Genomic DNA, 23,648 nt, shown 5'->3' on the forward strand with positions numbered 1-23,648 from the left:
TCATGACCTTCCGAGCCCGGCCGGAGCGCGCCTGGCAGCGGATGCTGTCCGGGCGGCGGCTCGACCTCATCAACCCCTCGCCGCTCGACGTCGAGATCGAGGACATCGCCCATGGCCTTGCGCGCGTCGCGCGCTGGAACGGCCAGACCGAGGGGGCGCACATCTTCTCGGTCGCCCAGCATTCCGTGCTGGTGGAGCTGATCGGCCGCCGGCAGGCCGCTGCGCGCGGCGTCGACCTCGATCGGCGCTGGCGGCTCGCTTTGCTGCTGCACGACGCGCCGGAATATGTGGTCGGCGACATGATCAGCCCGTTCAAGGCGGTGATTGGCGGCGACTACAAGGCGGTGGAGGCGCGCCTGCTGGCGGCGGTGAGCCTGCGCTTCGGCCTGCCGGCCGACTGGTCCGCGAGCCTCGTCAAGCTGGTCAAGGCGGCCGACCGCGCCAGCGCCTTTCTGGAGGCGACGCGCCTCGCCGGTTTCGAGCTTGCCGAGGCGAAGCGCTTCTTCGGCGCGCCGTTCCCGCTCGACATGGCGGCGGAGCGTGAATATCTCACGCCGTGGAGCGCCGCCGAGGCGAAGGCGCGGTTCCTCGCCCGCTTCCGGGAACTGACCGTCGAGCCGTCGTCGGCCCCCGTCGCGGCGTCTGCCGCCGGAGAAACGCAATGATCCATGTCTGTCCGCTTTCCCGTCTCTCGGAGACCGTCGAGCGCACCGGGGCGGCCCATGTGCTGAGCGTGATCAACCTCGGCACGCCGGTCGAGCTGCCGGCGCGCGTGGTGCGCGACAATCATCTCTTCGTCGGTTTCAACGACATCGTGGCCCCGCAGGAGGGGCTGATCCATCCGGCGGCCGAGCATGTGGAGGCGATCCTCGGCTTTGCCCGCCGCTGGCCGCGCTCGGCGCCGCTGGTGGTGCATTGCTTCGCCGGAATCAGCCGGTCGACCGCCTCGGCCTACATCGCCGCCTGCGCGCTCAACCCGGGGCGGGACGAGGGCGAGATCGCCCGGGCGCTGCGCGCCGCTTCGCCCATCGCCACGCCGAATGCCCTGCTGGTGGCGCTGGCCGACGAGGCGCTCGGCCGGCAGGGGCGCATGAGCGCCGCCGTCGCCGCCATCGGTCGCGGCCGCGAGGCGATGGAGAACGAACCCTTCGAGCTCGTGCTGGAATAGGGCGGATAGCCCGCCGGCTTGCGCCGGGCGCCCGCCGGACCGCCATCGCTTTCGTTGGATCGGAGAGTGCATCCCGGATGGCCGGCAGCCATCCGGGAGAGAAGCCGTCGTTGCGTCGAGCTCAGGCCACCGGGGTGGCGCGGGCCGGCAGCACGACCACGCGGGTGCCCACCGGGGCACGGCGGTAGAGGTCGATGATGTCCTGGTTGATGAAGCGCACGCAGCCGGACGACACCTGCGTACCGATGGTCCACGGCTCGGTGGTGCCGTGCAGGCGGTAGAGCGTGTCCTGCCCGTTCTTGTAGAGATAGAGCGCGCGCGGCCCCAGCGGGTTGGTCTCGCCGCCGGCCATGCCGCCGGCATAGGGACCGTAGCGCTCCGGCTCGCGGGCGATCATGTTCGGGGTCGGCGTCCAGCGCGGCCAGGATGCCTTGCGGCCGATGACGCCCTCGCCGCGGAAATTGAAGCCCTCTTCCTTGCCGACGCCGACGCCGTAGCGCAGCGCCCGGCCGTTCGCCATCACCAGATAGGCGAAGCGCTCGTTCGGATCGACCACGATGGTGCCCGGCTGGTAGCGGGTCTGGTACGCCACCTCCTGCCGCAGGAAGCGCGGATCGATCTTGCTGACGTCGACCGCCGGCACCGGGAACGGCTCGTCGGTGATCGCACCGTACATGCTCAGATATTGCGGATCGATCGCCGCCGGGAGGATGCGGGTGTTCTGGGTCGAGGAGCAGCCGGCGAGGGCGACGGGAGCGGCGAGCAGGAAGAGGCGACGATTGAGGGGCATGGAGCGTACGCACTGGTGAGAAGGGACAGTGACCCTCCCCTATAGGATTTCCGCGACGAATTTGGGTTCGCACGGCTTCACGGAGACGTTAGCCGGCATATTCGCTCCCGGATGTTGCAGATTCGCCTCACTCGCGGGCCACCCCGGCTTCCGGCCGGCACGGTGCCGCAGCGGCACGGTTGACGGCTGGTGCTTCTTCCATCAGCTTTCCTGATACTCATCCTGAAAATAATTCGTTTCTCCCCGCCGGGTTGGGGCGGCTAATTTCACCTCCCGCTCCCGGTAATTCGACGCAGTTCGTGAGGCTCCATGACCGCCGCCAACGATACGCCCCGCCCCAGCCTCGCGGCGCGCGCTCCTTTGCTGGTCGTGCTGTGCGGCTGCATGATCGCCATGCTCAGCTTCGGGCCGCGCGCCTCCTCCGGCATCTTCCTGCTGCCGATGACCAGCGAGTTCGGCTGGGGGCGCGACACGTTCGGTCTCGCCATCGCCATCCAGAACCTGCTCTGGGGCGTGGGCACGCCCTTCGCCGGAGCGATCGCCGACCGCTTCGGCGTGACACGGGTGCTGTGGGCCGGGGCGGTGCTCTATGCCGCCGGGCTGATGCTCATGGCCTATTCCGCGACGCCGGGCCTGCTGCACCTGTCGGCCGGCGTGATGGTCGGCTTCGGCCTGTCGGGCTGCTCGTTCAACATCGTGCTCGCCGCCTTCGGCAAGATGCTGCCGGAGCGCTGGCGGCCGCTTTCCTTCGGCGCCGGCACAGCGGCTGGTTCCTTCGGCCAGTTCCTGTTCCCGCCGCTGGCCGCCGGGCTGAACACCACCATCGGCTGGCAGGAGACACTCATTGTCTTCGGCTTCGCCATGCTGCTGATCATGCCGTTTTCGATCGCGCTCGCCAGCGCGCCTCCTGCGCCGAAGACGCAGGAGCGCCAGCAGTCGATCGGCGAGGCGCTCAGCGAGGCCTTGCGTCACCGCAGCTACGTGTTGCTGGTGCTCGGCTTCTTCACCTGTGGCTTCCAGCTCGCCTTCGTCACCACGCATCTGCCGGCCTATCTGATCGACCGCGGGCTTTCCATCCAGGTCGGCGGTTGGACGCTGGCGGCGATCGGCCTCGCCAACATGGTGGGCTCGCTGGGCTCGGGCTGGCTGTCCAGCCGCATGCCGCGACGTTACCTGCTGGCGGCGATCTACTTCGCGCGCGGCATCGCCATCGCCGTCTTCGTGCTGCTGCCGGCCTCGCCGGTCACCGCACTGGGCTTCGGCGTGGTGCTCGGCCTGCTGTGGCTCTCCACCGTGCCGCCGACCTCCGGGCTGGTGATGCTGATGTTCGGCACGCGCTACCTCGCCATGCTGTACGGCTTCGCCTTCTTCAGCCACCAGGTCGGCGGCTTCCTCGGCGTGTGGCTCGGCGGCCTGTTCTACGAGCAGATGGGCTCCTACGATTTCGTCTGGTGGCTGTCGGTGGCACTCAGCTTCGCTTCCGCCGTGATCAACCTGCCGATCGTGGAGCGGCCCGTCGCGCGCGAGCCTCAGCCGGCGGGCGCGTGACGCCGCCGCGGCGTTTGCACGACATTAACCATCGTCCTTCACCATAGGTGGCGTAGTGCCGGAAGCGTTGCCCCGGCGCCACAGTATGCGCCTCGTGTGTCCCGGTGAGAGGGGCTGATTCGCTGCGTTGCCTTGACAAGGCAGGGCTTTCGCAGCGCATCGTAGCCCCATCCCGAGCGATGGAACCTTCCATGCGTAACCGTTCCGCCCTTCTGGCCGCGTTTCTCGTCGCCCCCGTCCTGGCGCCGGCGCTGGCGTCGGCCGATACGCTGACGCCGCAGCAGGCGCAGCGTTTCGTGATGGGACGCACCTTCTCCTACACCTGCTACGAAGGTACGGCGGGCGCCGGCCGCATCATGCCGGACGGCTCGGTCGCCGGCACGATCCAGATGCGCGGCAAGGGCAATGCCCGCTATGTCACCCTGCCGGCCGGCACCATTCAGGTCCGCAACGAGTCAGTGTGCGCCAAGCTGAAGGGCATGGCGTTCCAGCCCTGCTTCGAGCTGGAGAAGACCAGCGCGGTCAGCTTCCGCGGGAATCTCGCCGGTGCGAACCGCCTGTGGTGCGAGTTCAAGCGCGGGGGCAGCGGGCGCACCCGCCTTGCCGAGCGGGCTTCCGGCAAGCGCACCGCCGGCCGCGCGCCGACCGCCGAGGTCGAGCGCAAGACCGCCGAGGCCGACGCGCCGCGCTAAAAGCCGGGGCTTCCGGGCTTTCACCGACGCGACATGCAAAAGACGGGTCCCTCACGGGAGCCCGCCTTTCTCATTGATCGAAGGACCGAGATCCTTGCGCGGCGGCGGTCAGCCGCCGCCGCCCGGCTTCTGGGGATCCTGGGTCTTGTCCACTGCCGCCTTCTGCGGCTCGGCGGCGGCCGGCGCCACTTCGGTCTTCTTCACTTCGTCCTTCTGCGCCTTGACGCGCTCCGCCTCGTCGAGGCCGACGGCGATCTTGCGCTCGATGTCGGCGAGTTCGTCCGGCTCCGGCTTGAGATCGCGCGCGTGGTTCCACTTGAAGCGGGCTTCGAGCTTGCGGCCGACCTTCCAGTAGGCGTCGCCGAGGTGGTCGTTGATCACCGCCTCGTTCGGCTTGAGCTCCACCGCGCGCTCCAGCTCGCGCACCGCCTCGTCGTAATGGCCGGTGCGGTAATAGGCCCAGCCGAGGCTGTCGATGAAGAAGCCGTCGTCGGGACGCAGCGCCACCGCCTTGCGGATCATCTCGGTGCCCTGGTCCAGGTTCACGCCCTGGTCGATCCAGCTGTAGCCGAGATAGTTCAGCACGTGCGGCTGGTCGGGCTTGAGCTCCAGCGCCTTCTTGAGATCGGCTTCCGACTTCTCCCACTGCTTGGTGCGCTCGAAGGCGGTGCCGCGGAAGTAGTAGAGCATCCAGTTATTGCCGGTCGGCGCCTGCAGCTGGTCGATGGCCTTGGTGTAGACCTCGGCCGCCTCGGGAAATTTCTCGTTCGAGCGCAGCACGTCGCCGAGCGCCATCAGCGCCCGCATGTCCTTGGGATTGGCCGCCACCACCTTGTCCAGGGCGGCGCGCGCGTCGTCGAACTTGCCGGCGGCGTCGAGATTGAGGGCGCGCTGCACCTCGGCATTGACCTTGAAGGGCGAGCTGGCCGGTACCTGCTGGTAGAGCGCGATGGCGTCCTCGTGCCGCTTCATCGATTCGAAGAGGTCGGCGAGGGTGATGTCGATCAGCGGATGCGACGGATCGAGCCAGCGGCCGAGCTGGAGATAGACGAGGGCGAGATCCTCGCCGCCCTGACGGCCCAGCGCCGAACCGAGGCCGTACAGAACCTCCGCGGCGCCGGCGGCCGGCGTGGTGATGAGCGCCGGCAGGGTGCGTCCCGCCTCGAGCTGCTCCAGCGAGCGGGCGACCAGCGGGTCGTTCGGCACCAGCTTGTCGAAGGCCTCGTAGGTCTCGATGGCGAGCTTCTTGTTGCCGTTGCGCGAGGCCCAGCGGCCATAGGCGTCGACCACGCGCAGGGTGCGCGGATCGACCTTCAGCGCGGCCTCGAGACGCTGGCCGGCTTCCTTCTTGACGCCGGCGGCGTCGAGGATCAGGCCGGCATGCAGGTCCTTGAAGGCGGCATACCATTCCGGGCCCTGCAGCGCGTCGATGGCGGCGACGCCGGCGCGGGCATTGCCGGAGCCGAACTGGCTCCACGCGCCCAGCAGCGTCGAGTTGAGCTCGGCGATGGCGCCCTGGCCGGCGCGGCGCAGATTGCTGCGGGCGGTAACGTACTGCTTGGTCTTGATCGCGCGCACGCCCAGCACGAGACGCGCCAGCGTGTGCTCGGGATCGATGCGGACGATGCGCTGGGCGAGGTCGACGGCCTCGTCGATCGAGCCTTCGGCGAGCTGGGTGAGGAAGGCGCGTTCCAGCAACTCGCCATTGCGCGGGAAGATGCGCACGAGCTCACGATAATAGGCGGAGGCGGCGGCCGTATCGCGCTCGGAAATGGCTAGGCGGGCGGCGAGATAATTGCCGGCCGGGGCCGAACGGGCGATGAAATCCGCCGGGGGCGCATCCGCGAGCGCCGGCGAGCCAGCGCCGAGCGACGTGGCGCCCAGGGCGGCAAGCGCGGCGAGGATGGCCGCTCCCGGCCGCAGCGACAAACGTCGGAACGTCAAGTGTGAACCTCCTGCGGCAAGCCGCACAGCGTCATGGCGCGCGGCTGCGGCCCCTCTTTGGCAGATTGGTCCTTTTTAGCCGCGCCTGCAATAACGAGAGGCTAATGCGGACCGGGCCCCGCAGGGCCCGGAATCACATTTTCAGACCCGTCGGCCAAGAATAAGGCCGACAAGCGCGGCGCCGGCCGCAATCGCCAGCACGGTGGAGACATCGGGCTCAGCCTTGCCGGACGGGGCCGGCCCGGGCGCCGCGGCGGCGGGTGCGGCGGCGGGCGAAGCCGGCGGCGGCGCGGCCGAGAGTCCCAGTCCCGCGCCATAGGAAGGACGCGCCGGCGGCCGGCGCGTGCGCAGCAGCGCGACGAGCACGAAGATCAGTCCCACGATCAGCATGAAGCCGGCGACGATGAGGGCGGCGGTGGCCGGATCGTAGCGTTCCGCCAGCAGGACGAAGCCCGCGACCAGGAAGGCGAAGAACGCGGCGACGAGCAGGACGCCGCCGATCACGAAGAGGGCCGCCGTGATGGCGGTCCGGCGCACGGCGACCCGCGCGGCCTGGCGCACTTCCGCGCCGGCGATGGCCAGCAGGAGGCGGAGCATCAACGGCTCCGCGACAGCAGGCCGAAGAGGAAGCCGACGCCCAGAGCGGTGAGCACCGCGCCATAGGGGTTGCGCTCGATGACGGCGCCGACATCGCCGGTGATCGCCTGCGCCCGCTCCTTGGCATCCTCATAGGCGGTGAGGCCCTCATCGACCAATCCGGCGGCGGCGGCTTCGGCGCGGGCCTTGCCGGCGCGCACGCGGCTGGCGACCGCATCGGCGGCGGCCTCGCCCTCGGTCCGGGCGATGGCCGCGAGCGTCTCGGTGAGCTTCGCGACGTCGGACCTCAGCGTGGCGAGGTCGGCGGACAGCTTGGCGAAGTCTTCCTGCGCGTTCGGTTGGGCCATGACGGTCTCCTGAATGCCGGTCGTGATGATTACGAGCGTCAACGCGGACGTCGTTACCCGGTTCCGCATCATCCTAGGCGGTAATCAGAGGCGCCGGAACTCGTAATATCCCGGGCGCCGCCCCTCGCGCAGCGCTTTCGCCTCGTAACGGGTGCCCGGCCAGCCTTCCCATGGCAGGCGCCAGTCGTCGGCGCGCGCCGCCGTCCACTCGAAGCGCGGATCGGCGAGGAAATGGCGCAGCGTCCAGCCGGCATAGTGCTCGATGTCGGTGGCGAAGCGGAAATGCCCGCCGGGCCGCAGCAGCCGGGCGATGCGGTCGATGTTGTCGGCCCGCACGAAGCGCCGCTTCCAGTGGCGGCGCTTGGGCCACGGATCGGGATAGAGCAGGTCGATCCGGTCCAGCGAGGCGTCCGGCAGCCGGTCGAGCAGCGGCACCACGTCGTCGCCGTGCAGGCGCACATTGGCGAGGCCGAGCTCGGCGACGGCGGTGGTGGCCTTGGCGATGCCGTTCAGGAACGCCTCGGCGCCGATATAGCCGATATCGGGATGACGCCGGGCTTCCGAGACGAGGTGTTCGCCGCCGCCGAAGCCGATCTCCAGCCGCACCGCCCGCACGTCGTGCGGGAACAGCGCGGCGAGTGGCCGCTCGGCGACATGTTCGGGATCGATGGCGAGCTGGGGCAGGTCCTGCGCCAGATGGGCGGCCTGCGCCGTGCGCAGCTTCTTGCCCTTGCGGCGGCCGTAGAAGGCGGCCTCGCGCGGGCCGGGCGCCGGCGTCTCGCCTCCGGGGGCATCCTTGTCGGTGGTCATGCGGCTACTCGAAAAGCGAACGGGGCGGACCGATGTCCGCCCCGCTTAATGCTGCCGGCGCGGGCGCGCAACGCCCCGTGCGCAACGGCGAGGAATCAGCCGACCGCCGCCTTGATGGCGTCGGCGAGGTCGGTGCGCTCCCAGGAGAAGCCGCCATCGGCTTCCGGCGCGCGGCCGAAATGGCCGTAGGCCGAGGTGCGCGCATAGATCGGCTTGTTGAGGCCGAGATGCTCGCGGATGCCGCGCGGACGCAGGTTCATCACCTCGCGCAGCGCCTTCTCCAGCTTGGCTTCCTCGACCTGCCCGGTGCCGTGCAGATCGACATAGATCGCCAGCGGGTCGGACACGCCGATGGCATAGGCGAGCTGAATGGTGGCCCGGTCGGCGAGGCCGGCGGCGACCACGTTCTTGGCGAGGTAGCGCGCGGCATAGGCAGCCGAGCGGTCGACCTTGGTCGGATCCTTGCCGGAGAAGGCACCGCCGCCATGCGGGGCCGCGCCGCCATAGGTGTCGACGATGATCTTGCGGCCGGTGAGGCCGCAGTCGCCATCCGGGCCGCCGATGACGAACTTGCCGGTCGGGTTGACGTGCCAGATGGTGGAGGGTGTGACCCAGCCTTCCGGCAGCGCCTTGCGGATATAGGGCTCGACGATGTTGCGCACGTCGTGCGACGACAGGTCGGCATCGAGGTGCTGCGTGGACAGCACGATCTGCGTCACCTCGACCGGCTTGCCACTGTCGTAGCGCACCGTCACCTGGCTCTTGGCGTCCGGGCCGAGCACGGTGCTCTCGCCGGAGTGGCGGGCGTCGGCCAGCAGCTTGAGGATCTTGTGCGCGTAGTAGATCGGCGCGGGCATCAGCTCGGGCGTCTCGCGGCAGGCATAGCCGAACATGATGCCCTGGTCGCCGGCACCTTCATCCTTGTTGCCCGCCGAATCGACGCCCTGGGCGATGTCGGCCGACTGAGCGTGCAGCAGCACCTCGATGTCGGCATTCTCCCAGTGGAAGCCTTCCTGCTCGTAGCCGATGTCCTTGATCGCGAGCCGGGCGATATGAGTGATGAAGTCCTTGGTGATCTGCGCCGGGCCGCGCGTCTCACCGGCGATCACCACGCGGTTGGTGGTGGCCAGCGTCTCGGCGGCGACACGCAGGTGGCTGGGATCCCAGCCGAATTCCGGGCCATATTTGAAGAAGGCGTCGACGATCTCGTCGGAGATACGGTCGCAGACCTTGTCCGGATGGCCTTCGGAAACGGATTCGCTGGTGAACAGATAGGCTTGGCGGGACACGCGTCGGCTCCTCGATATCTCGGCCGGCGCACAGGACGGCGTCAGGCGCCGCATCTTTCGCAAGCGCGGTCGGGCGGGTCAAGGATAGAACAGCGGAATCGTTCGGAAAAAAGAACGCTCCGGCGGGGCCGTGCCTTGCGTGTCGCGTCGGAACCGGTCGCGGAAGACGGCCTTCATCTCGTTGAGTCGAAACGCCTTCCGCCTTAGTTCGCCGGAGCCTCCTCCGCGAGCGCCTCGACGAGATCGACGATGCGGCGGCGGACCTTGCTGTCGGAGATCTTCAGAAAGGCGCGGGTGAGCGCCAGCCCTTCGGTGGTGGCCAGGAAATCCGAGACATAGGCGGGGGAGGCATCTTCCGCGAAACCGGTGGCGGTACCGCTCACATTGGGAGCGCCCTCGAAGAAGAACGCCACCGGAACCCCGAGCACGTTGGAAATATTCTGGAGTCGACTGGCGCCGATGCGGTTCGTGCCCTTCTCGTATTTCTGGATCTGTTGAAAAGTAATGCCGAGGTTTTCGCCCAGTTTCTCCTGACTCATGCCAATCATCATACGCCGCATGCGCACCCGGCTACCCACATGCTTATCGATTGGATTAGGAGATTTCTTGGTCATCGGCTTCCCCGACTGCAAACAAAAAAATACCTCCCTCCCCCGATCTGGCGGAGAGAAGCAATGCCCAGGCCCGGGCGCCAGTCTAGGCAAAGCTGATTGGACCGTCGATCAATCTAGGCTTGTATATCTCGCTGGCGCAGCATGAGCACCAGCAATAGGCCGGTTAGCAGTGAGATGAGCGGTATCCAACTGCTATAAGTAGCATAAATTGTCGCGGGAAGGGCTTGGGGAAGGGCCCCGTCGAGGACGCCGCGTACACCCAGAGGTAGTAATCCGGTGATTCGCCCGACCGGGTCGATGATGGCGGAAATGCCATTGTTCGTAACCCGGATCAGCGGAAGACCTTGCTCGATTGCCCGGAGCTGCGCTTGTTCGAAATGCTGGTAGGGGCCGGGGGTAATGCCGAACCAGGCGTCGTTCGAGGCGTTGAGCAGGAAGCCCGGCCGCTGCCCCGGCGCAGCCGCCGGCGGCATCACCTCGTCGGGAAAGATAGCCTCGTAGCAGATGAGCGGAACCGACGCCGGCAGGCCGGGAATGGCCAGCAGTTCGCGCTCGCGCGCCGCCGCGAAGCCGCCGCGCACCCGAGTCAGCTGCTGCAGGCCGATCGATTCGAGCGTTTCCTGAAACGGCAGATATTCGCCGAAAGGAACGAGATGCATCTTGTCGGCGTGGGCGAGCACGGCGCCATTGGTATCGATCACCCGCAGGCTGTTGAACACGTCCGGACGCTCGCGGCCCGGCACCGGCTCGAAGCGCGCGGCGCCGGTGACGAGCGTGGTACCCTCGGGCAGCATCGCCGCGATGCGCTCGACCGCCTCGGGCTCGCGCTCGAGAAAGAAGGGAAAGGCCGATTCCGGCCAGAAAAGGTGCGTCACGCCCTGAAGTCCGCCGGCGCTCTCGCTGGTGGAGACATAGAGGTCCATCACCGTGCGGCGGGCGTCGTAGCGGAATTTCTGGTCCTGCGGCAGGTCTGGCTGCATGAGCCGCAGCCGGACGTCCGGCACGGTATCCACCTCGGTGGTGGCAAGGCGCCATTGGCCGCCGGCCCAGACGAGGCCGAGCACCGCGACCGACAGGGCCAGCGGCGCATAGCGGTCACGGGGAGAGGCCTGCGGGCGGAAGCGGGCGTCGAACAGGGCCGCGGGGCTCGCCAGGGCGGCAAGGGCGAGAAGGCAAAGCCCCATCATCCCAACGGTGGAGGCGGCTTGGGCGAAGCGCAGATCGGTAGCAAGCGCGTAGCCGAAATTGTTCCAGGGGAAGCCGGTGAGCAGAATCCCGCGCAGCCACTCGGCGGCGGTGAGGGCCACCGCGAAGGCGAGGACGCGCCCCGGCCCCGGCATCCAGAGGAGACGGGCGAGCGCGCAGCCGAGCCCCGTATAGAGCGCAAGATAAGCCGGCAGGCCGATTACCGCGAACGGCATCAGCCACAGGAAGGCGTCGGCCTGCACGAGAAACGCCTCGCCGATCCACCACAGGCCGGCGACGAAGTAGCCGAGACCGAACAGCCAGCCGGCGAGAAAGGCGGCGCGCAGGGCGCGTCCCAGCGGCTGATCGACCGTAGCATCGATCAGGAAGACGAGTAGCGGAAGGGTGAGCGCGAGGACCGGCCACAGCCCGAAGGGTGGCATGGCGAGCGCCGAGCCCGCCCCGGCCAGCAGCGCGACGAGGGCGCGCCACCGGGCCGGCACGGCGCGCAGCCGCTCCAGCGCCATGGACCCGCCTCCCGCCGAGGCATCGGGCGGGCAGCCCTCAGGCGGCATCGGAGCTCCGCGTGCTGGCGGGCCGGGCGCCGTTCTGCGGCTGCTCGGCCGGCGGCGGCAGGCTGCCGCGCGCGGGAGGCTCCGCCGCGTCGCGCTCGTCGGCGTCCTTCCCGGAGCCGGCCGCGTCGCGCCCGCCGGTCGAGATGCGCAGCCGCTTCACGCGGCGCGGATCGGCATCGAGCACCTCGATCTCGAAATTGTCGGGGCCGAGCACGATCTCGCCGCGCACCGGCACGCGGCCGGCGAGGGTGACCAGCAGGCCGCCGAGCGTGTCGACTTCCTCCGCCTCCTCGCCGAGGGCGAAGGCCGGATCGATCATCTCGGCGACGTCCTCGAGGCTGGCGCGGGCATCGGCGATGAAGCTGCCGTCCGGCTGGCGGATGATGGCCGGGGTCTCGTCCTCGTCGTGCTCGTCCTCGATGTCGCCGACGATCTCCTCGACCAGATCCTCCATCGAGACGATGCCGTCCGTGCCGCCATATTCGTCGACCACCAGGGCGAGGTGGATGCGGCTCGCCTGCATGCTCGCCAGCAGCTCGATGGAGGGCATCGAGGGCGGCACGAACAGGAGGCGGCGGATCAGCTTGGCGGCGCTGAGCGGGGTGCCGAGATCGATGGCCTTGAGATTGAAGGCCGGCAGCGACTTGCCGCCCTGTCCGCCGGTGGCGGGGGCGCTCTCAGCCGGCGTCCCGGCGCCGCCATCCGCGGCGCGCGTCCCGGCAGGACCGGCGGCCCGCGCGGCGCCGGGGCGCGGGGTCATGGCGCGCTGGGTGAGATAGGTGACGAGATCGCGGATGTGGACCATGCCGACGGGATCGTCGAGCGTGTCGTCATAGACGACGAGGCGCGAATGGCCGGCATCGGCGAAGACGGTGAGCAGCTCGCCGAGCGAAATGTCCTTCTGCACGGCGATGATGTCCGCGCGGGGGACCATCAGGTCGCCGATGCGCAGCTCGCGCAGTTCGAGGATGCTCTTGAGCATCGTCCGCTCGGTAGCGGTCAGGTCGGTTCCGGCCTCGACGCTGCTGGAGGACAGCACCTCGGCGAGGTCGCTGCGCAGGGAGCCGGAAGAGCGCCAGCCGCCGAGCAGGTGGCGCAGACGGTCGAGTATGCCGGCGCGGGGCTCCGAGGAGCGGGCGTCGGCCGTGCTTCGCTGCCCGGCGCTCGCCGGGCTGCTACTCGACGAGCTGCTACTCGAGGAGTTGCTACTTGGGCCCTCGCTGCTCGACTTGGGGGAGGAGGGGCTGGAAACGGGGTCGGACATTGATCTCAGTCGGGTTGATGAACGGGTTCGGTTTCGGAATAGGGGTCTGGCACGCCCAGACCGGCAAGGACGCGACGCTCCATCGCCTCCATCTCCTCGGCCTCATCCGCGACCTCGTGGTCGTAGCCGAGCAGATGCAGGGTACCATGGACGGCGAGATGCGCGAGATGGTCGGCGAAGGATTTGCCCTCCGCCTCGGCCTCGCGCCGGAGCGTCTCGAAGGCGATGGCGATGTCCCCGAGATGGGGATCGCCGCCGGCGCGCGCCATCTCCGGGGTCGGAAAGGACAGCACGTTGGTCGCGGTGTCCTTGCCGCGCCAGTCGCGGTTCAGCGTGCGGATGCTCGCGTCGTCGGTGAGCTTCACCGCGATCTCGGCGCCGTCGATGTCGAGCTCGTACTCGCTCGACGCACCCTCGACGGCGGCGACGACCGCCCGGGCGACGAGGTCGGCCGCGCCGGGGAGGACCGACCAGGCGTCGGTCTCGACCAGCACGTCGACCTCGATGGGACTGCCGTCGCTCATCGCGGCGGCGCCCCGGGCTCGCCGGAACGGGCGGAGGCCGCCTTCGCGTCATAGGCGGCGACGATGCGGCCGACCAGCTCGTGGCGCACCACGTCGGCGGCGTGGAAATGGCAGACCTCGACGCCCTCGACATTGCCGAGGAGCGAGACGGCCTCGGCAAGGCCCGACGTCTGGCCGGGCGGCAGGTCGATCTGGCTCGGGTCGCCGGTGATGATCATGTGCGAGTTCTCGCCCAGGCGGGTGAGGAACATCTTCATCTGCATCGAGGTGGTGTTCTGCGCCTCGTCGAGGATGACGCAGGCGTTGGCCAGCGTGCGCCCGCGCATGAAGGCGAGCGGCGCGATCTCGATCTCGCCGGAGGTCATGGCCCGTTCCACGAAGTTGCGGTCCATCAGGTCGTGCAGCGCGTCGTAGATGGGGCGCAGATAGGGATCGACCTTCTCCTTCATGTCGCCGGGCAGGAAACCGAGGCGCTCGCCCGCTTCCACCGCCGGGCGGGAGAGGATGAGCCGGTCCACCACGCGCCGCTCCAGCAGGTGCACGGCATAGGCGACCGCCAGCCAGGTCTTGCCGGTGCCGGCGGGCCCGACGCCGAACACCAGCGTCTGGCGCTTCAAGGCGCGGATATAGGCGTCCTGCGCGGCGGTGCGGGCGCGCACCGGGCGGCGGCGGAGCTGGATCTCGTCGAAGCTCTGCTTCTTGGTCGCCGGATCGAACTCGAACAGGAAGCCCTGCGCGGCGGCCTCGCGCAGCACGCCCTCGACATCGCCCGGAATGAGCTCGCCGCCCTTCTTCAGCCGGGCGTAGAGCGTCTCCAGCACATGGCGCGCCTGCTCGCAGGCCTCGCGCGGGCCTTCCAGCGTGACATGGTTGCCGCGCTGCTCGGCCACGATCTCGAGCCGGCGCTCGATCAAGGCGAGGTTCTGGCCGTAATGGCCGAAGAGCAGGCTGGCGAGGCGGTTGTCGTCGAAGGCGAGCACGATCTGGCTCGTCGCGTCCTCGGGCGACTCGATCCAGCGGGGGGATGTCTGCGTCGATCCGGCGGGCGTGCCCGCACGGGCGGCAACCAAGGCACGTTCCGTATCCGATCCAGATCGACGCACGCTCACGCCTCCAGCTTCTCGCTCTGCCCGATGAAACGCGTTTCCCCGATCGGGCGCCCGGCGAAGAACTCGCCGCCGAGTATGTCACCCGAAAGACTCTTGGTGCTGACCTCGCGAACCTCAACCCGCGCGAGGGTGCCGATCGCCTCGCGCGGCGCCTCGACGACCACCGACTGCAGATAGGGCGAACGGCCGATGAGCTGGCCCGGGAAGCGTCCGGGCTTTTCAAGAAGGATGTCGAAACGCCGGCCGCGGCAGGCTTCGTCGAACGCCGCCTTCTGCCGGTCGAGCAGGGCCTGGAGCGCGTAGATGCGCGCGGACTTCACATCCTCGGGAAGCTGCCCCTCCATGCCGGCGGCCGGCGTGCCGGGGCGCGGCGAGTACTTGAACGAGAAGGCCGAGGCGAAGCCGACTCGTCCGACGAGATCCATGGTGTCGGCGAAGTCCTCGTCGCTCTCCCCGGGGAAGCCGACGATGAAGTCGGAGGAGAAGGCGATGTCGGGACGCGCCTCGCGCACGCGGGCGACGATCTCGAAGAACAGCTCGCGGTCGTGCTTGCGGTTCATCGCCGCGAGGATGCGGTTCGAGCCGGACTGCACCGGCAGGTGCAGATAGGGCATGAGCGCGGGCATGTCGCGATGGGCGGCGATCAGCTCCTCGTCCATGTCGCGCGGGTGGCTGGTGGTGTAGCGCACGCGGGCGATGCCGGGCACCTCGGCGACCCGGCGCACCAGCTCGGCGAGGTTGGCCGGGCGGCCGGCGGCATCGAGGCCGTGATAGGCGTTGACGTTCTGGCCGATCAGCGTGATCTCGCGCACCCCGCCGTCGGCGAGGCGGATCACCTCGTCGAGGATCTTGGCCAGCGGGCGCGACACCTCGGCGCCGCGCGTATAGGGCACGACGCAGAAGGTGCAGAACTTGTCGCAGCCTTCCTGCACGGTGACGAAGGCGGTGGGGCCGCGCTTGCCGATGGCCTCGCGCGTCGGCGGGGCGAGGAAGTCGAACTTGTCCTCGACCGGGAACTCGGTCTCCACCAGCTTGGCGCGCGCCCCGGCCTTGCCGCTGCGCCGGGCCTCGGCCTCGGCGAGGAGTTCGGGCAGCTTGTGGTAGCTCTGCGGGCCGACCACGAGATCGACCGCGCGGGCGCGCTTGATGATCTCCGCACCTTCCGCCTGCGCCACGCAGCCGGCGACCGCCACCATCTGCTGGCGGCCGGCCTCCTCCTGCGCCTTGCGCAGCCGGCCGAGCTCCGAATAGACCTTCTCGGCGGCCTTCTCGCGGATGTGGCAGGTGTTGAGGATGACGAGATCGGCGTCGTCCGGGCTGTCGGTCTCGACATAGCCCTCCCTGGCCAGCGTGTCCGTCATGCGCTGGGCGTCATAGACGTTCATCTGGCAGCCGAAGGAGCGGACGTAAAGCTTGCGCTGTTCACTCATTGCGTGTCGATCGACCCGTGCCGTCCGGCGCTGAGGCGCGGAACGGCGCATTCCGTTGGAAACCCGAAGGTGCGGCGGGCACACCCTCGCCGGGCGTCCTCGTCAATCGCCGCTCGCTCCCAGCTCGATATCGCGCAGGTCGAGATCGTGTACGTCTCCACGGATGACACCCAGACCCCTTGTGTAGCGGGATTCCCGGAAAAAGGGAATGCGCCGGCAAGGGCCGGGACCGCATGAAGGCGTGATCTTCCGCCGGAATTTCGAGGCGGATCGCCTCAGGCGGAACGGCCGGTCAGCGCGCCCGCCAGCATGACGCGCGCCGCGCGCTCGGCCCGCAGCGTCGCCGCCTTGCGGTCGCCGGCCGGCAGCGGCTCGCCGAAATGCAGCTCGACGTCGACCGCGCCGCGCCGGAGCACCTCCATCAGATGGGGGGCGAGATCCATGTCGCCGTACCAGGCGAGCCTCGGCCGGCGGGCCCGCCCGAGCGAGACGCCGCCCTGCCCGACATAGGCGATGGCGAGCGGCTGGATGGTGGCGCCGGCGCCTTCCGCCCCCATCCCCTGCCGGGCGGCGCCGATCAGCGCCGAGCGGAAGGGCAGCACGCGGTTGCCGTCGCTCGACGTGCCCTCGGCGAACAGCACCACCGGGTCGCCGCCGCCCATGCGCTCGGCCATCTCGCCGGCGACCCTGGCCGTCGCGCTGCGCGCGGAGCGGTCGACGAAGACGGTGCGCTGGAGCTTCGCCAGCAGGCCGATGCCGGGCCAGCCGGCGACCTCGCTCTTGGCCACGAAGCACAGCGGCAGGCGCGAGCCGAGCACCGGGATGTCCAGCCAGGACACATGGTTGGAGACGATGAGCAGCGGCCGCGCCGGGGAGGGCGCGCCGACCACCCTCACCCGCACGCCGACGAGCGCCAGCACGATGCGGTGGTAGAGCACGGGAAGGCTGCGCCGGGTCGGCAGCTTCAGCGCCACCGAGAGCCACTGGAGGGGAATCCCGACGAGCGTGACCAGCAGGACCGGCACGATCACCAGCCACGCCCGCACGGTTCAGTCCTTCTGGGATTTCGGCTTGTCGAGCGGCACGCCGTAGAGCTCCAGCCGGTGGCCGACCAGCCGGTAGCCGAGCTTGCGGGCGATCTCTTCCTGCAGCTGCTCGATCTCCTCGGAGCGGAACTCCACCACCAGGCCGGTGCGCAGGTCGATGAGGTGGTCGTGGTGCTCGTCCGGCACCGGCTCGTAGCGGGAGCGGCCATCGCGGAAATCGTGGCGCTCGATGATGCCGGCGTCCTCGAACAGCTTCACCGTGCGGTAGACGGTGGAGATGGAGATGCGGTCGTCCACCGCCGAGGCGCGCCGGTGCAGCTCCTCGACGTCGGGATGATCCTGCGCGTCGGCGATGATGCGGGCGATCACGCGCCGCTGGTCGGTCATGCGCAGGCCCAGCGTGACGCAGGCTTCCTCGATCGCGGTGAGCTTGTCGTTCATCCCTAGGCCCGTCTCGACTCTTCCACGCCTTATGGCGCAGCGGCCCGTGCGAGGGCAATGGTTTCCGTCAGGCGATATCCCGACGCATGGTCAGCGCGGCGACCGGCTCGCCGGCCGCGCCGCGATAATAACCCGCGCGGCGCCCGATTTCACGAAAGCCGGTACGGGCATAGAGGCGCAGCGCCGGAGCGTTGCCCTCCTCCACCTCCAGGAACACGATCTGGAAGCCTTCCGCCGCCAGCGTGCCGAAGGCCGCCTCCACCAGACGGCGGGCGATGCCCTCGCCGCGCCGTCCGGGCTCGACGGCGACGGACAGGATCTCGATCTCCGGCGAGACGCCGCTGAGCAGGATGAAGCCGACCGGCGCGCCGCAGGGACCGTCCGTTCCCACCAGCGCGCGGCTCAGCCGGTTGGCGAGCAGCCGCTCGAACTCGGCGGCGTCCCAGCCGATGCGGAAGCTCTGGCCGTGCAGGCGGGCGAGCGCCTCCGCGTCCGCCGGCCGGGCCGGGCGCAGCGCGACCTCGCGCGACCCGAAGGCGCGGCGGCCGAGCCGGGTCAGCAGGCCGGTCATCGCCGGGCGATCCGGGCGGCGGTCTGCGGCTTGGCGTCGGCCTCGCGCAGATAGAGCGGGCGGGGTTCGGAGCGGGCGGGATCGGCGACGCTGGCGAGGCGGGCGAGCCAGACGGGATCGGGCGTCGAGGTGCCGAACACCGCTACCGGCGGGAGGGCGCCGGAAGGCCAGGCCTCGGCGATGAGCTGGGCGCCGGAACCGACGAGGCGCACCGGCCCGTTGGCGACCGAGCGCACGGCATCCTTCACCGCCATGGCGCGCGGGCTGACCAGCACGCGGCCCGACGGGCCGATCACCTGCAGATAGACATTGCCGTGGCGGGCATCGATGGCGGCGGCCACCGGGACGCTGTCGTCCTCCGCCAGCAGGGGGGCGGCGAGCACGGCGAGGGTGGGAAGGCCGATCACCGGCTTGCCGGTGGCGAGGCCGAAGCCGCGCGCCGCCGCGATGCCCACGCGCAGCCCGGTGAAGCTGCCCGGGCCGACGGTGACGGCGAAGGCGTCGAGATCGGCGATCTCCAGCCCGGCCTCGTCGAGCACCTTCTCGACGATCGGGATCAGCGCCTCGGCATGGCCGCGGGCCATGGGTTCGCGCACGACGGCGCGCGTCGTGTCGGTATCGGTGTCGTGAAGCGCCGCCGAACAGGCCTCAAGCGCAGTGTCGATGGCGAGAATCAGCATGGTACGCCCCGGTCCGCGCGCTCACCATGCGCATGCGCGCGGTAGAAGGAAAGAGCACGGCCGGGCGGCGCCGCGAAGCCGCCCGGCCGGTTCGACGATCAGAGCCGCAGAATCGGCCGGCAATCAGACCGGGCGCACTTCCACCACATCGGGCACGAAATGGCGCAGCAGGTTCTCGATGCCGTTCTTCAGCGTCGCGGTGGAGGACGGGCAGCCCGAGCAGGAGCCCTTCATGGCGAGGAAGACCACGCCGTCCTTGTAGCCGCGGAAGGTGATGTCGCCGCCGTCATTGGCCACGGCCGGGCGCACGCGGGTGTCGATCAGCTCGCGGATCGTGTCGACCACGCCGGCATCCTTCTCCTCGAAGAAGGCGTCGTCGGCGGTGTGCTCATGGTCTTCCGGCAGGATCGGCTGGCCGGAGACGAAATGCTCCATGATGGCGCCGAGGATGGCGGGCTTGAGATGCGCCCACTCGCCCTTTTCCTTGGTGACGGTCACGAAGTCCGAGCCGAAGAACACGCCGGTGACGCCGGGCACCTCGAAGAGGCGGACGGCGAGCGGCGAGCGCGCGGCCTCGCCGGCGTCTCGTGCCTCGAAGGTGCCATGGCCGAGCACGGTGCGGCCGGGCAGGAACTTGAGGGTAGCGGGGTTCGGGGTGGCTTCGGTCTGGATGAACATGGGTCTCTCCTTGCCAACCGGGTTCAAGGCCACGGCGACGGGGGAATTTAGAATTTAGATAGTCTCTCGCGCGCCTGAGGGGAAGGGTGGTTCATGAGGCCGCCAGCCCCTGTCACGCCGTCATCCCCGGGGCTTGGCCCGGGGATCCACGTCTTCTCCTTCCGCCAGGCCGGCTCCCAAGTCGGTTTGCAAGTCGTGGATGGCCGGGCCAAGCCCGGCCACGATGAGCCTCTGAACGGGAGGGTTCGGAAATGAATCGGCTTCTCACGCGAACCGGTGCCCGCTTCGCTCGAAAATGCTCTAGAGCCAGTCCAGCGCCGGGCCCACCGGGACGATCCGGTTCGGGTTGAGCGCCTTGATCGAATAATAGCCGCGCTTGATGTGGTCGACGTTCACCGTCCCGCGCACGCCCGGCAGGGCGAGGAAACGGACGAGATAGGCGGACAGGGCGGGATAGTCGGCGAGGCGGCGCAGATTGCACTTGAAGAGGCCGTTATAGGCCGCGTCGAAGCGCACCAGCGTGACGAAGAGCCGGATGTCGGCCTCCGTCACCGCCTCGCCCAGCAGGAACGGACCGCCGGCGGCAAGCCGCGCCTCCAGCTCGTCCAGCATGCCGAAGACATCCGCGAAGGCTTCCTCATAGGCGAGCTGGGTGGTGGCGAAGCCGGCGCGGTAGACGCCGTTGTTGAGCCGCGGATAGATCGCCGCGTTCAGCGCGTCGATCGCCTCGCGCAGGGCTTCCGGGTAGAGATCGACGGCGTTCCGGGCGAGGGCGCCGAAGCCCGCGTTGAACATGCGCAATATGTCGGCGGACTCGTTGTTGACGATGGTGCCGCGCTCCCTGTCCCACAGCACCGGCACGGTGGCGCGGCCGGTGAAGTGGGGTTCGGCGCGGGTGTAGATCTCGTGCAGGTAGGTGGCGCCGTTCAGCGTGTCGCGGTTCGCGCCGGGATAGTCGCCGAAGCGCCAGCCCTCGTCGGACAGGGCGGGTTCGACGACCGAGATGGAGACCGCGTCATCGAGCCCCTTGAGCTTGCGGGCGATGAGCGTGCGCGAGGCCCATGGGCAGATCAGCGCGACATAGAGGTGGTAGCGCCCGGCCTCGGCCCTGAAGCCGCCTTCGCCGGTCGGGCCGGGGGAGCCGTCGACCGTCACCCAGCTGCGGAAGCTGGAGACCTGCCGCACGAAGCCGCCCTTGGCGTCGGTGGCCTGCACCGGCTGCCAGTTCTCGACCCACTTGCCGTCCACGAGCATGCGTCTCTCCTCAGGCCAGCGCGTCGATCTCGGTATCCGAGAGCGAGCCGGGCACGATGGTCACGGGGATGGACAGGCCCGCCCAGGTGCCCTTGGCCAGCGAGCTGATGAGCGGCCCCGGCCCCTCATTGCCGGTGCCGGCGGCAAGCACCAGGATGGCGATGTCCTCGTCCGCCTCGATCAGCTTCAGGATCTCGTCGGCGATGGTGCCTTCGCGGATGAGGCGCTCGGGCTCGATGCCGGCGATGCCCTTGGCGCGGGAGGCGAGCAGGTCCTGCCGCGCCTGCGCCTTGTCCGTCGCCTCGGCGCGCATCAGCTCGGCGACGCCGAGCCACTGGCTCTGCACGTCGGCGAGTTCCAGCACGCTCAGCATGACCACGTCGCCACCCGTGCGGGCGGCACGGCGCGCGGCGTAGTAGAGCGCGCGGTCGCATTCCGGCGTGTCGTCGGCCACGACGAGGAACTTGCGGCGGTGGCCGGGTTCATGGCTCTGGCGCCTGCGCGGCATGATGGCTCCCGGAATCGCAGCATGACCTGCCTTCTAGCACAGCCGCGCCGCGACGGCCGGCTGCGCCCGCCTTCTTCCCTACCGATATCACGAATGCGGGAAGCCTTTTTCACGAAAGAAATTCGAATTAATTTACTCCTGATCGGCCAAGCTTCCCCTGTTCCGCGCCTGACCGGCATGGACCGACCGGCATGGAGCAGGAGGAGTTCGAGAGGATCGCGACAGCGAATGGCGGCGGGCGTTCTCCCGGCTTCCAAGCCCGGGCAGGAGCGCGCCGCCGGGAGGAAGCCATGGTTCAGTCGATTTCCGAACCGTCGAGCCCTATCCAGGACGTCTTCGCGCATGAGGTGGTGCGCTCCGGGCTCGACCGCGTGCTGCGTACCATACGCCGCTATCTCGGCATGGACGTCGCCTTCATTTCGCATTTCCGCATCCATGACCGGGTGTTCGAGCATGTCGACGCCGACGGCCCGGCGCCGATCGCGCCCCGGTGAGTGAAGACATTTGATCTTGCAGAGCCCGGATCACGCCGGATGAACCCGGACGGGGCCGGACAAAGTACCGTGGACGTTGGCTTCCGGTGACCTCGGCGGAGCGGGCGGGCGCGGTGGGCGATTTTGCAGAGCCGTACCAAATCGGCGCGGCGGGACACATGGTCTTGCAGAAAGAGCCCCCGTCGCGCCCCAGCTCTTAGCCATCGCTAAAACACCTCTTAAACGGCCCGGCCGCGCCTGTCGCCGGGCATGCGACGTTATAGACCAAAGACGGCGGCGCCGGGCAGTTGAACGCTGGAAGGTCCGCAGATACCACTAAACAACCGCAGCGTGCTTACCGATACAATAAACACCATCACGAGCTTCAGGCCCGGTCTTTCCTAGCATCAGCTTGAGGCGGGGCGAGCAATTCCTTCCGTAGTTGCACCGCCATCAGCTTGACCATTGCCATGCGTTCGGCTGGGTCCGAGGACGCCGCCGCGATCTCCTCGTATTTCTCGGCGCTCAAACGACCGAGATCAACCGGGGAAAGCGAAATAGCCAGTTCTCGGTAGAGCCGGGCGATGGCATCAACCACTCGTCCCATCAGTTCGCCGTCGATCGCTGTGCCGCGCCGCAGAGAATGGAAATCGTGGTCGGGGGCGGCCGCGTCGTCGAGGTACATGTTGCCGGCGCCGGTGAGAATCCAGCCCGGACTAAAGCCCGCGCGCGCATATTTCAGCAGTGTCTCGCCGCTAGGGACGTTCCCGCTCGTCTCGATCTTCTTGATGGTGGCCAATCCAATGTCTGCTTTTAGAGCCCACTCAGCTTGAGAAAGAGACTGCGATTCGCGGATTACCCTGAGCCGCCCTCCAATTGACCCCTCAGCCAAGACCACCTCCCGGCGCCTTGGCATTGCGCACGTTACGGTGCCGCCAAGGCAAAGAGACCGAAAACGCAAACGAAACCAATAGGATGTCCGCGAGCGCAGCGCTTCGGATGCCAAGGTCGGTCTTGGCATGTTTTTGGAGCTTGCACGGACTCTTTTTATAGTCCATCTTCATCCCGAACCGTACTAAGTGCCTTCCGAAAAACCCGGCCTGAGCCGCCGGGCTTTCCAAGGATCGATAATGGCCATCCGCGAAGCAAACGGCCGGTGGACTGTAACCGTTCTCCCCAACGGTGACTGGCACCCCGAAGAGATCAAGGCCGCCGTGCGCATGCGGGGTTCCAGCTTCGAGAAGCTGTCCCGCGACAACAGGTTATCCGAGGGGGCCTGCCGTGTCGCCGCCCGCCGCCCTCATTTTGAAGGCGAGAGGGCCATCGCCGCCTTTCTCGACCTCTCCCCCCGAAAAATCTGGCCGAGCCGCTACCGCAAGAACGGCTCGCGCATACCCGGACACCGCAACCGTCGTGACGTTAGGAGCGGCGAAGCGGCTTGTCAGCGTCTAATCGAGAGAGCCGCCTAGACATGCGCGACGTGCAGTCCATCCCCCTCGCCGACATCATCGTCACCGACCGCCTGCGGGCGATCGACGAGGACCGCGCCCTTCTCCTCGCCGCGAACATGAAGGAAGAGGGGCTCAACGTACCGATCGAGGTGCGTCCCGCACCGAAGAAGCCCGGCAAGTTCGTCCTCGTGACGGGCGGTCACCGGCATACCGGCGCGACGCTCCTCGGCTGGACCGAGATCGACGCCGTCGTGCTCGACCTCAATCCCGACAGGGCGCGCCTGCGCGAGATCGACGAGAACCTCTACCGCGCCGATCTGTCCGAACTCGATCGGGCGGTGTTCCTCGCGGAGAAGAAGCGCCTCTACGAGAAGCTGAACCCGCAGACGAAGCACGGTGGCGACCGGCGCTCGGATCAAGCCGCCATTTTTGGCGACTTGGTGCCGCGCTTCAGCGAGGAAGCGTGCGAGCGGCTCGGCATGTCGGAGCGCTCGCTCCAGCGGACCCTTGCGCGCGCCGCCCTGCCGCCCGACGTGCGCGCCCGCATCGCGGGCACGCCGATGGCGAACAAGGGCTCGGACCTCGACGCCCTGCTGAAGCTGGCACCGGAGCAGCGAATGCCGGCTCTCGACCTGCTGTTCGGTCAGGCCGACGACGCCC

General features: G+C 68.7%; 27 protein-coding genes. 7 read left to right on the forward strand and 20 right to left on the reverse strand.

Annotated elements, in window-relative coordinates:
• Positions 1–2 precede the first annotated feature (2 nt).
• Together STARVERO_RS19760 and STARVERO_RS19765 are read left to right on the forward strand one after the other, a co-directional pair.
• A complete protein-coding gene (locus tag STARVERO_RS19760; protein WP_159600999.1) occupies positions 3–665 on the forward strand; it encodes a YfbR-like 5'-deoxynucleotidase in 663 nt (220 codons plus the stop codon).
• Complete coding sequence (locus tag STARVERO_RS19765; protein WP_159601002.1) at positions 662–1,168, forward strand: tyrosine phosphatase family protein; 507 nt, start codon at positions 662–664, stop codon at positions 1,166–1,168. The genes STARVERO_RS19760 and STARVERO_RS19765 overlap by 4 nt, the downstream gene beginning before the upstream one ends.
• A gap of 121 nt (positions 1,169–1,289) precedes the next feature.
• Here the strand turns inward: STARVERO_RS19765 and STARVERO_RS19770 are convergent, their stop codons facing one another.
• Positions 1,290–1,958 carry a L,D-transpeptidase gene (locus tag STARVERO_RS19770; protein ID WP_144341487.1) on the reverse strand — a complete coding sequence of 223 codons (669 nt, stop codon included), beginning with the start codon at positions 1,956–1,958 and terminating at the stop codon, positions 1,290–1,292.
• Between the two features lie 309 nt (positions 1,959–2,267).
• Between STARVERO_RS19770 and STARVERO_RS19775 the strand changes: the two genes are divergently transcribed.
• Positions 2,268–3,506, forward strand: coding sequence for an MFS transporter (locus tag STARVERO_RS19775; protein ID WP_159601004.1), 1,239 nt, complete (start codon positions 2,268–2,270; stop codon positions 3,504–3,506).
• Between the two features lie 191 nt (positions 3,507–3,697).
• Positions 3,698–4,198, forward strand: coding sequence for a hypothetical protein (locus STARVERO_RS19780; RefSeq protein WP_244616835.1), 501 nt, complete (start codon positions 3,698–3,700; stop codon positions 4,196–4,198).
• A 108-nt stretch (positions 4,199–4,306) separates the two neighbouring features.
• Here the strand turns inward: STARVERO_RS19780 and STARVERO_RS19785 are convergent, their stop codons facing one another.
• The 18 genes from STARVERO_RS19785 to STARVERO_RS19870 form a co-directional block, all read right to left on the reverse strand.
• Positions 4,307–6,127, reverse strand: coding sequence for a tetratricopeptide repeat protein (locus STARVERO_RS19785; protein ID WP_422802177.1), 1,821 nt, complete (start codon positions 6,125–6,127; stop codon positions 4,307–4,309).
• Positions 6,128–6,283: 156 nt separating this feature from the next.
• A complete protein-coding gene (locus tag STARVERO_RS19790; protein ID WP_159601008.1) occupies positions 6,284–6,739 on the reverse strand; it encodes a phage holin family protein in 456 nt (151 codons plus the stop codon).
• Entirely contained in the window at positions 6,739–7,086 is a 348-nt protein-coding gene (locus tag STARVERO_RS19795) for a hypothetical protein (RefSeq protein WP_144341491.1), read from the reverse strand. The genes STARVERO_RS19790 and STARVERO_RS19795 overlap by 1 nt, the downstream gene beginning before the upstream one ends.
• An 84-nt stretch (positions 7,087–7,170) precedes the next feature.
• Positions 7,171–7,896, reverse strand: a complete 726-nt coding sequence (gene trmB, locus STARVERO_RS19800) for a tRNA (guanosine(46)-N7)-methyltransferase TrmB (protein ID WP_159601010.1) — start codon at positions 7,894–7,896, stop codon at positions 7,171–7,173.
• Positions 7,897–7,991: 95 nt separating this feature from the next.
• Positions 7,992–9,185 carry a methionine adenosyltransferase gene (metK, locus tag STARVERO_RS19805; RefSeq protein ID WP_144341493.1) on the reverse strand — a complete coding sequence of 398 codons (1,194 nt, stop codon included), beginning with the start codon at positions 9,183–9,185 and terminating at the stop codon, positions 7,992–7,994.
• A gap of 203 nt (positions 9,186–9,388) precedes the next feature.
• The gene (locus tag STARVERO_RS19810; protein ID WP_144341494.1) at positions 9,389–9,799 is read right to left on the reverse strand and encodes a helix-turn-helix domain-containing protein; all 411 of its coding nucleotides are present in this window, start codon (positions 9,797–9,799) and stop codon (positions 9,389–9,391) included.
• A 113-nt stretch (positions 9,800–9,912) separates the two neighbouring features.
• Positions 9,913–11,559, reverse strand: a complete 1,647-nt coding sequence (lnt, locus tag STARVERO_RS19815; RefSeq protein WP_422802158.1) for an apolipoprotein N-acyltransferase — start codon at positions 11,557–11,559, stop codon at positions 9,913–9,915.
• Positions 11,549–12,823, reverse strand: a complete 1,275-nt coding sequence (locus STARVERO_RS19820) for a hemolysin family protein (RefSeq protein WP_159601012.1) — start codon at positions 12,821–12,823, stop codon at positions 11,549–11,551. Before STARVERO_RS19820 ends, lnt begins: the two co-directional genes overlap by 11 nt.
• A gap of 5 nt (positions 12,824–12,828) precedes the next feature.
• Positions 12,829–13,347: an rRNA maturation RNase YbeY gene (gene ybeY / locus STARVERO_RS19825; RefSeq protein ID WP_159601014.1), complete on the reverse strand. Its 519-nt coding sequence runs from the start codon at positions 13,345–13,347 to the stop codon at positions 12,829–12,831.
• A complete protein-coding gene (locus STARVERO_RS19830) occupies positions 13,344–14,360 on the reverse strand; it encodes a PhoH family protein (protein WP_159601930.1) in 1,017 nt (338 codons plus the stop codon). The genes ybeY and STARVERO_RS19830 overlap by 4 nt, the downstream gene beginning before the upstream one ends.
• A 92-nt stretch (positions 14,361–14,452) precedes the next feature.
• On the reverse strand, positions 14,453–15,886 hold the full coding sequence (gene miaB, locus STARVERO_RS19835) for a tRNA (N6-isopentenyl adenosine(37)-C2)-methylthiotransferase MiaB (protein WP_159601016.1): 1,434 nt from the start codon (positions 15,884–15,886) through the stop codon (positions 14,453–14,455).
• 275 nt (positions 15,887–16,161) lie between these two features.
• Positions 16,162–16,932, reverse strand: a complete 771-nt coding sequence (gene olsA / locus STARVERO_RS19840; RefSeq protein ID WP_159601018.1) for a lyso-ornithine lipid O-acyltransferase — start codon at positions 16,930–16,932, stop codon at positions 16,162–16,164.
• Positions 16,933–16,935: 3 nt separating this feature from the next.
• Positions 16,936–17,373, reverse strand: a complete 438-nt coding sequence (locus STARVERO_RS19845; RefSeq protein ID WP_144341500.1) for a Fur family transcriptional regulator — start codon at positions 17,371–17,373, stop codon at positions 16,936–16,938.
• 67 nt (positions 17,374–17,440) lie between these two features.
• Complete coding sequence (locus STARVERO_RS19850; RefSeq protein WP_159601020.1) at positions 17,441–17,944, reverse strand: GNAT family N-acetyltransferase; 504 nt, start codon at positions 17,942–17,944, stop codon at positions 17,441–17,443.
• Positions 17,941–18,624: a tRNA (adenosine(37)-N6)-threonylcarbamoyltransferase complex dimerization subunit type 1 TsaB gene (gene tsaB / locus STARVERO_RS19855; RefSeq protein ID WP_159601022.1), complete on the reverse strand. Its 684-nt coding sequence runs from the start codon at positions 18,622–18,624 to the stop codon at positions 17,941–17,943. The genes STARVERO_RS19850 and tsaB overlap by 4 nt, the downstream gene beginning before the upstream one ends.
• A gap of 123 nt (positions 18,625–18,747) precedes the next feature.
• Positions 18,748–19,302, reverse strand: a complete 555-nt coding sequence (locus STARVERO_RS19860) for a NifU family protein (protein ID WP_144341503.1) — start codon at positions 19,300–19,302, stop codon at positions 18,748–18,750.
• Between the two features lie 300 nt (positions 19,303–19,602).
• On the reverse strand, positions 19,603–20,556 hold the full coding sequence (locus STARVERO_RS19865; protein ID WP_159601024.1) for a glutathione S-transferase family protein: 954 nt from the start codon (positions 20,554–20,556) through the stop codon (positions 19,603–19,605).
• 10 nt (positions 20,557–20,566) lie between these two features.
• Positions 20,567–21,064, reverse strand: coding sequence for a universal stress protein (locus tag STARVERO_RS19870; RefSeq protein ID WP_144341505.1), 498 nt, complete (start codon positions 21,062–21,064; stop codon positions 20,567–20,569).
• A gap of 290 nt (positions 21,065–21,354) precedes the next feature.
• Here STARVERO_RS19870 and STARVERO_RS19875 point away from each other — a divergent pair, with 290 nt between their 5' ends.
• On the forward strand, positions 21,355–21,558 hold the full coding sequence (locus STARVERO_RS19875) for a hypothetical protein (RefSeq protein ID WP_200837870.1): 204 nt from the start codon (positions 21,355–21,357) through the stop codon (positions 21,556–21,558).
• 364 nt (positions 21,559–21,922) lie between these two features.
• On the opposite strand, the gene STARVERO_RS19880 is transcribed toward STARVERO_RS19875, so the two are convergent.
• The gene (locus tag STARVERO_RS19880) at positions 21,923–22,558 is read right to left on the reverse strand and encodes a helix-turn-helix domain-containing protein (RefSeq protein WP_308678249.1); all 636 of its coding nucleotides are present in this window, start codon (positions 22,556–22,558) and stop codon (positions 21,923–21,925) included.
• A 109-nt stretch (positions 22,559–22,667) separates the two neighbouring features.
• On the opposite strand from STARVERO_RS19880, the gene STARVERO_RS19885 reads away from it, so the two are divergent.
• Together STARVERO_RS19885 and STARVERO_RS19890 are read left to right on the forward strand one after the other, a co-directional pair.
• Positions 22,668–23,006, forward strand: a complete 339-nt coding sequence (locus STARVERO_RS19885; protein ID WP_159601028.1) for a helix-turn-helix domain-containing protein — start codon at positions 22,668–22,670, stop codon at positions 23,004–23,006.
• Positions 23,007–23,008: 2 nt separating this feature from the next.
• A partial coding sequence (locus STARVERO_RS19890; protein WP_159601030.1) for a ParB N-terminal domain-containing protein occupies positions 23,009–23,648 on the forward strand: 640 nt, incomplete at its 3' end.

Origin of the sequence: Starkeya nomas (genome assembly GCF_902703545.1) — a bacterium.
Classification (GTDB): domain Bacteria; phylum Pseudomonadota; class Alphaproteobacteria; order Rhizobiales; family Xanthobacteraceae; genus Ancylobacter; species Ancylobacter moscoviensis.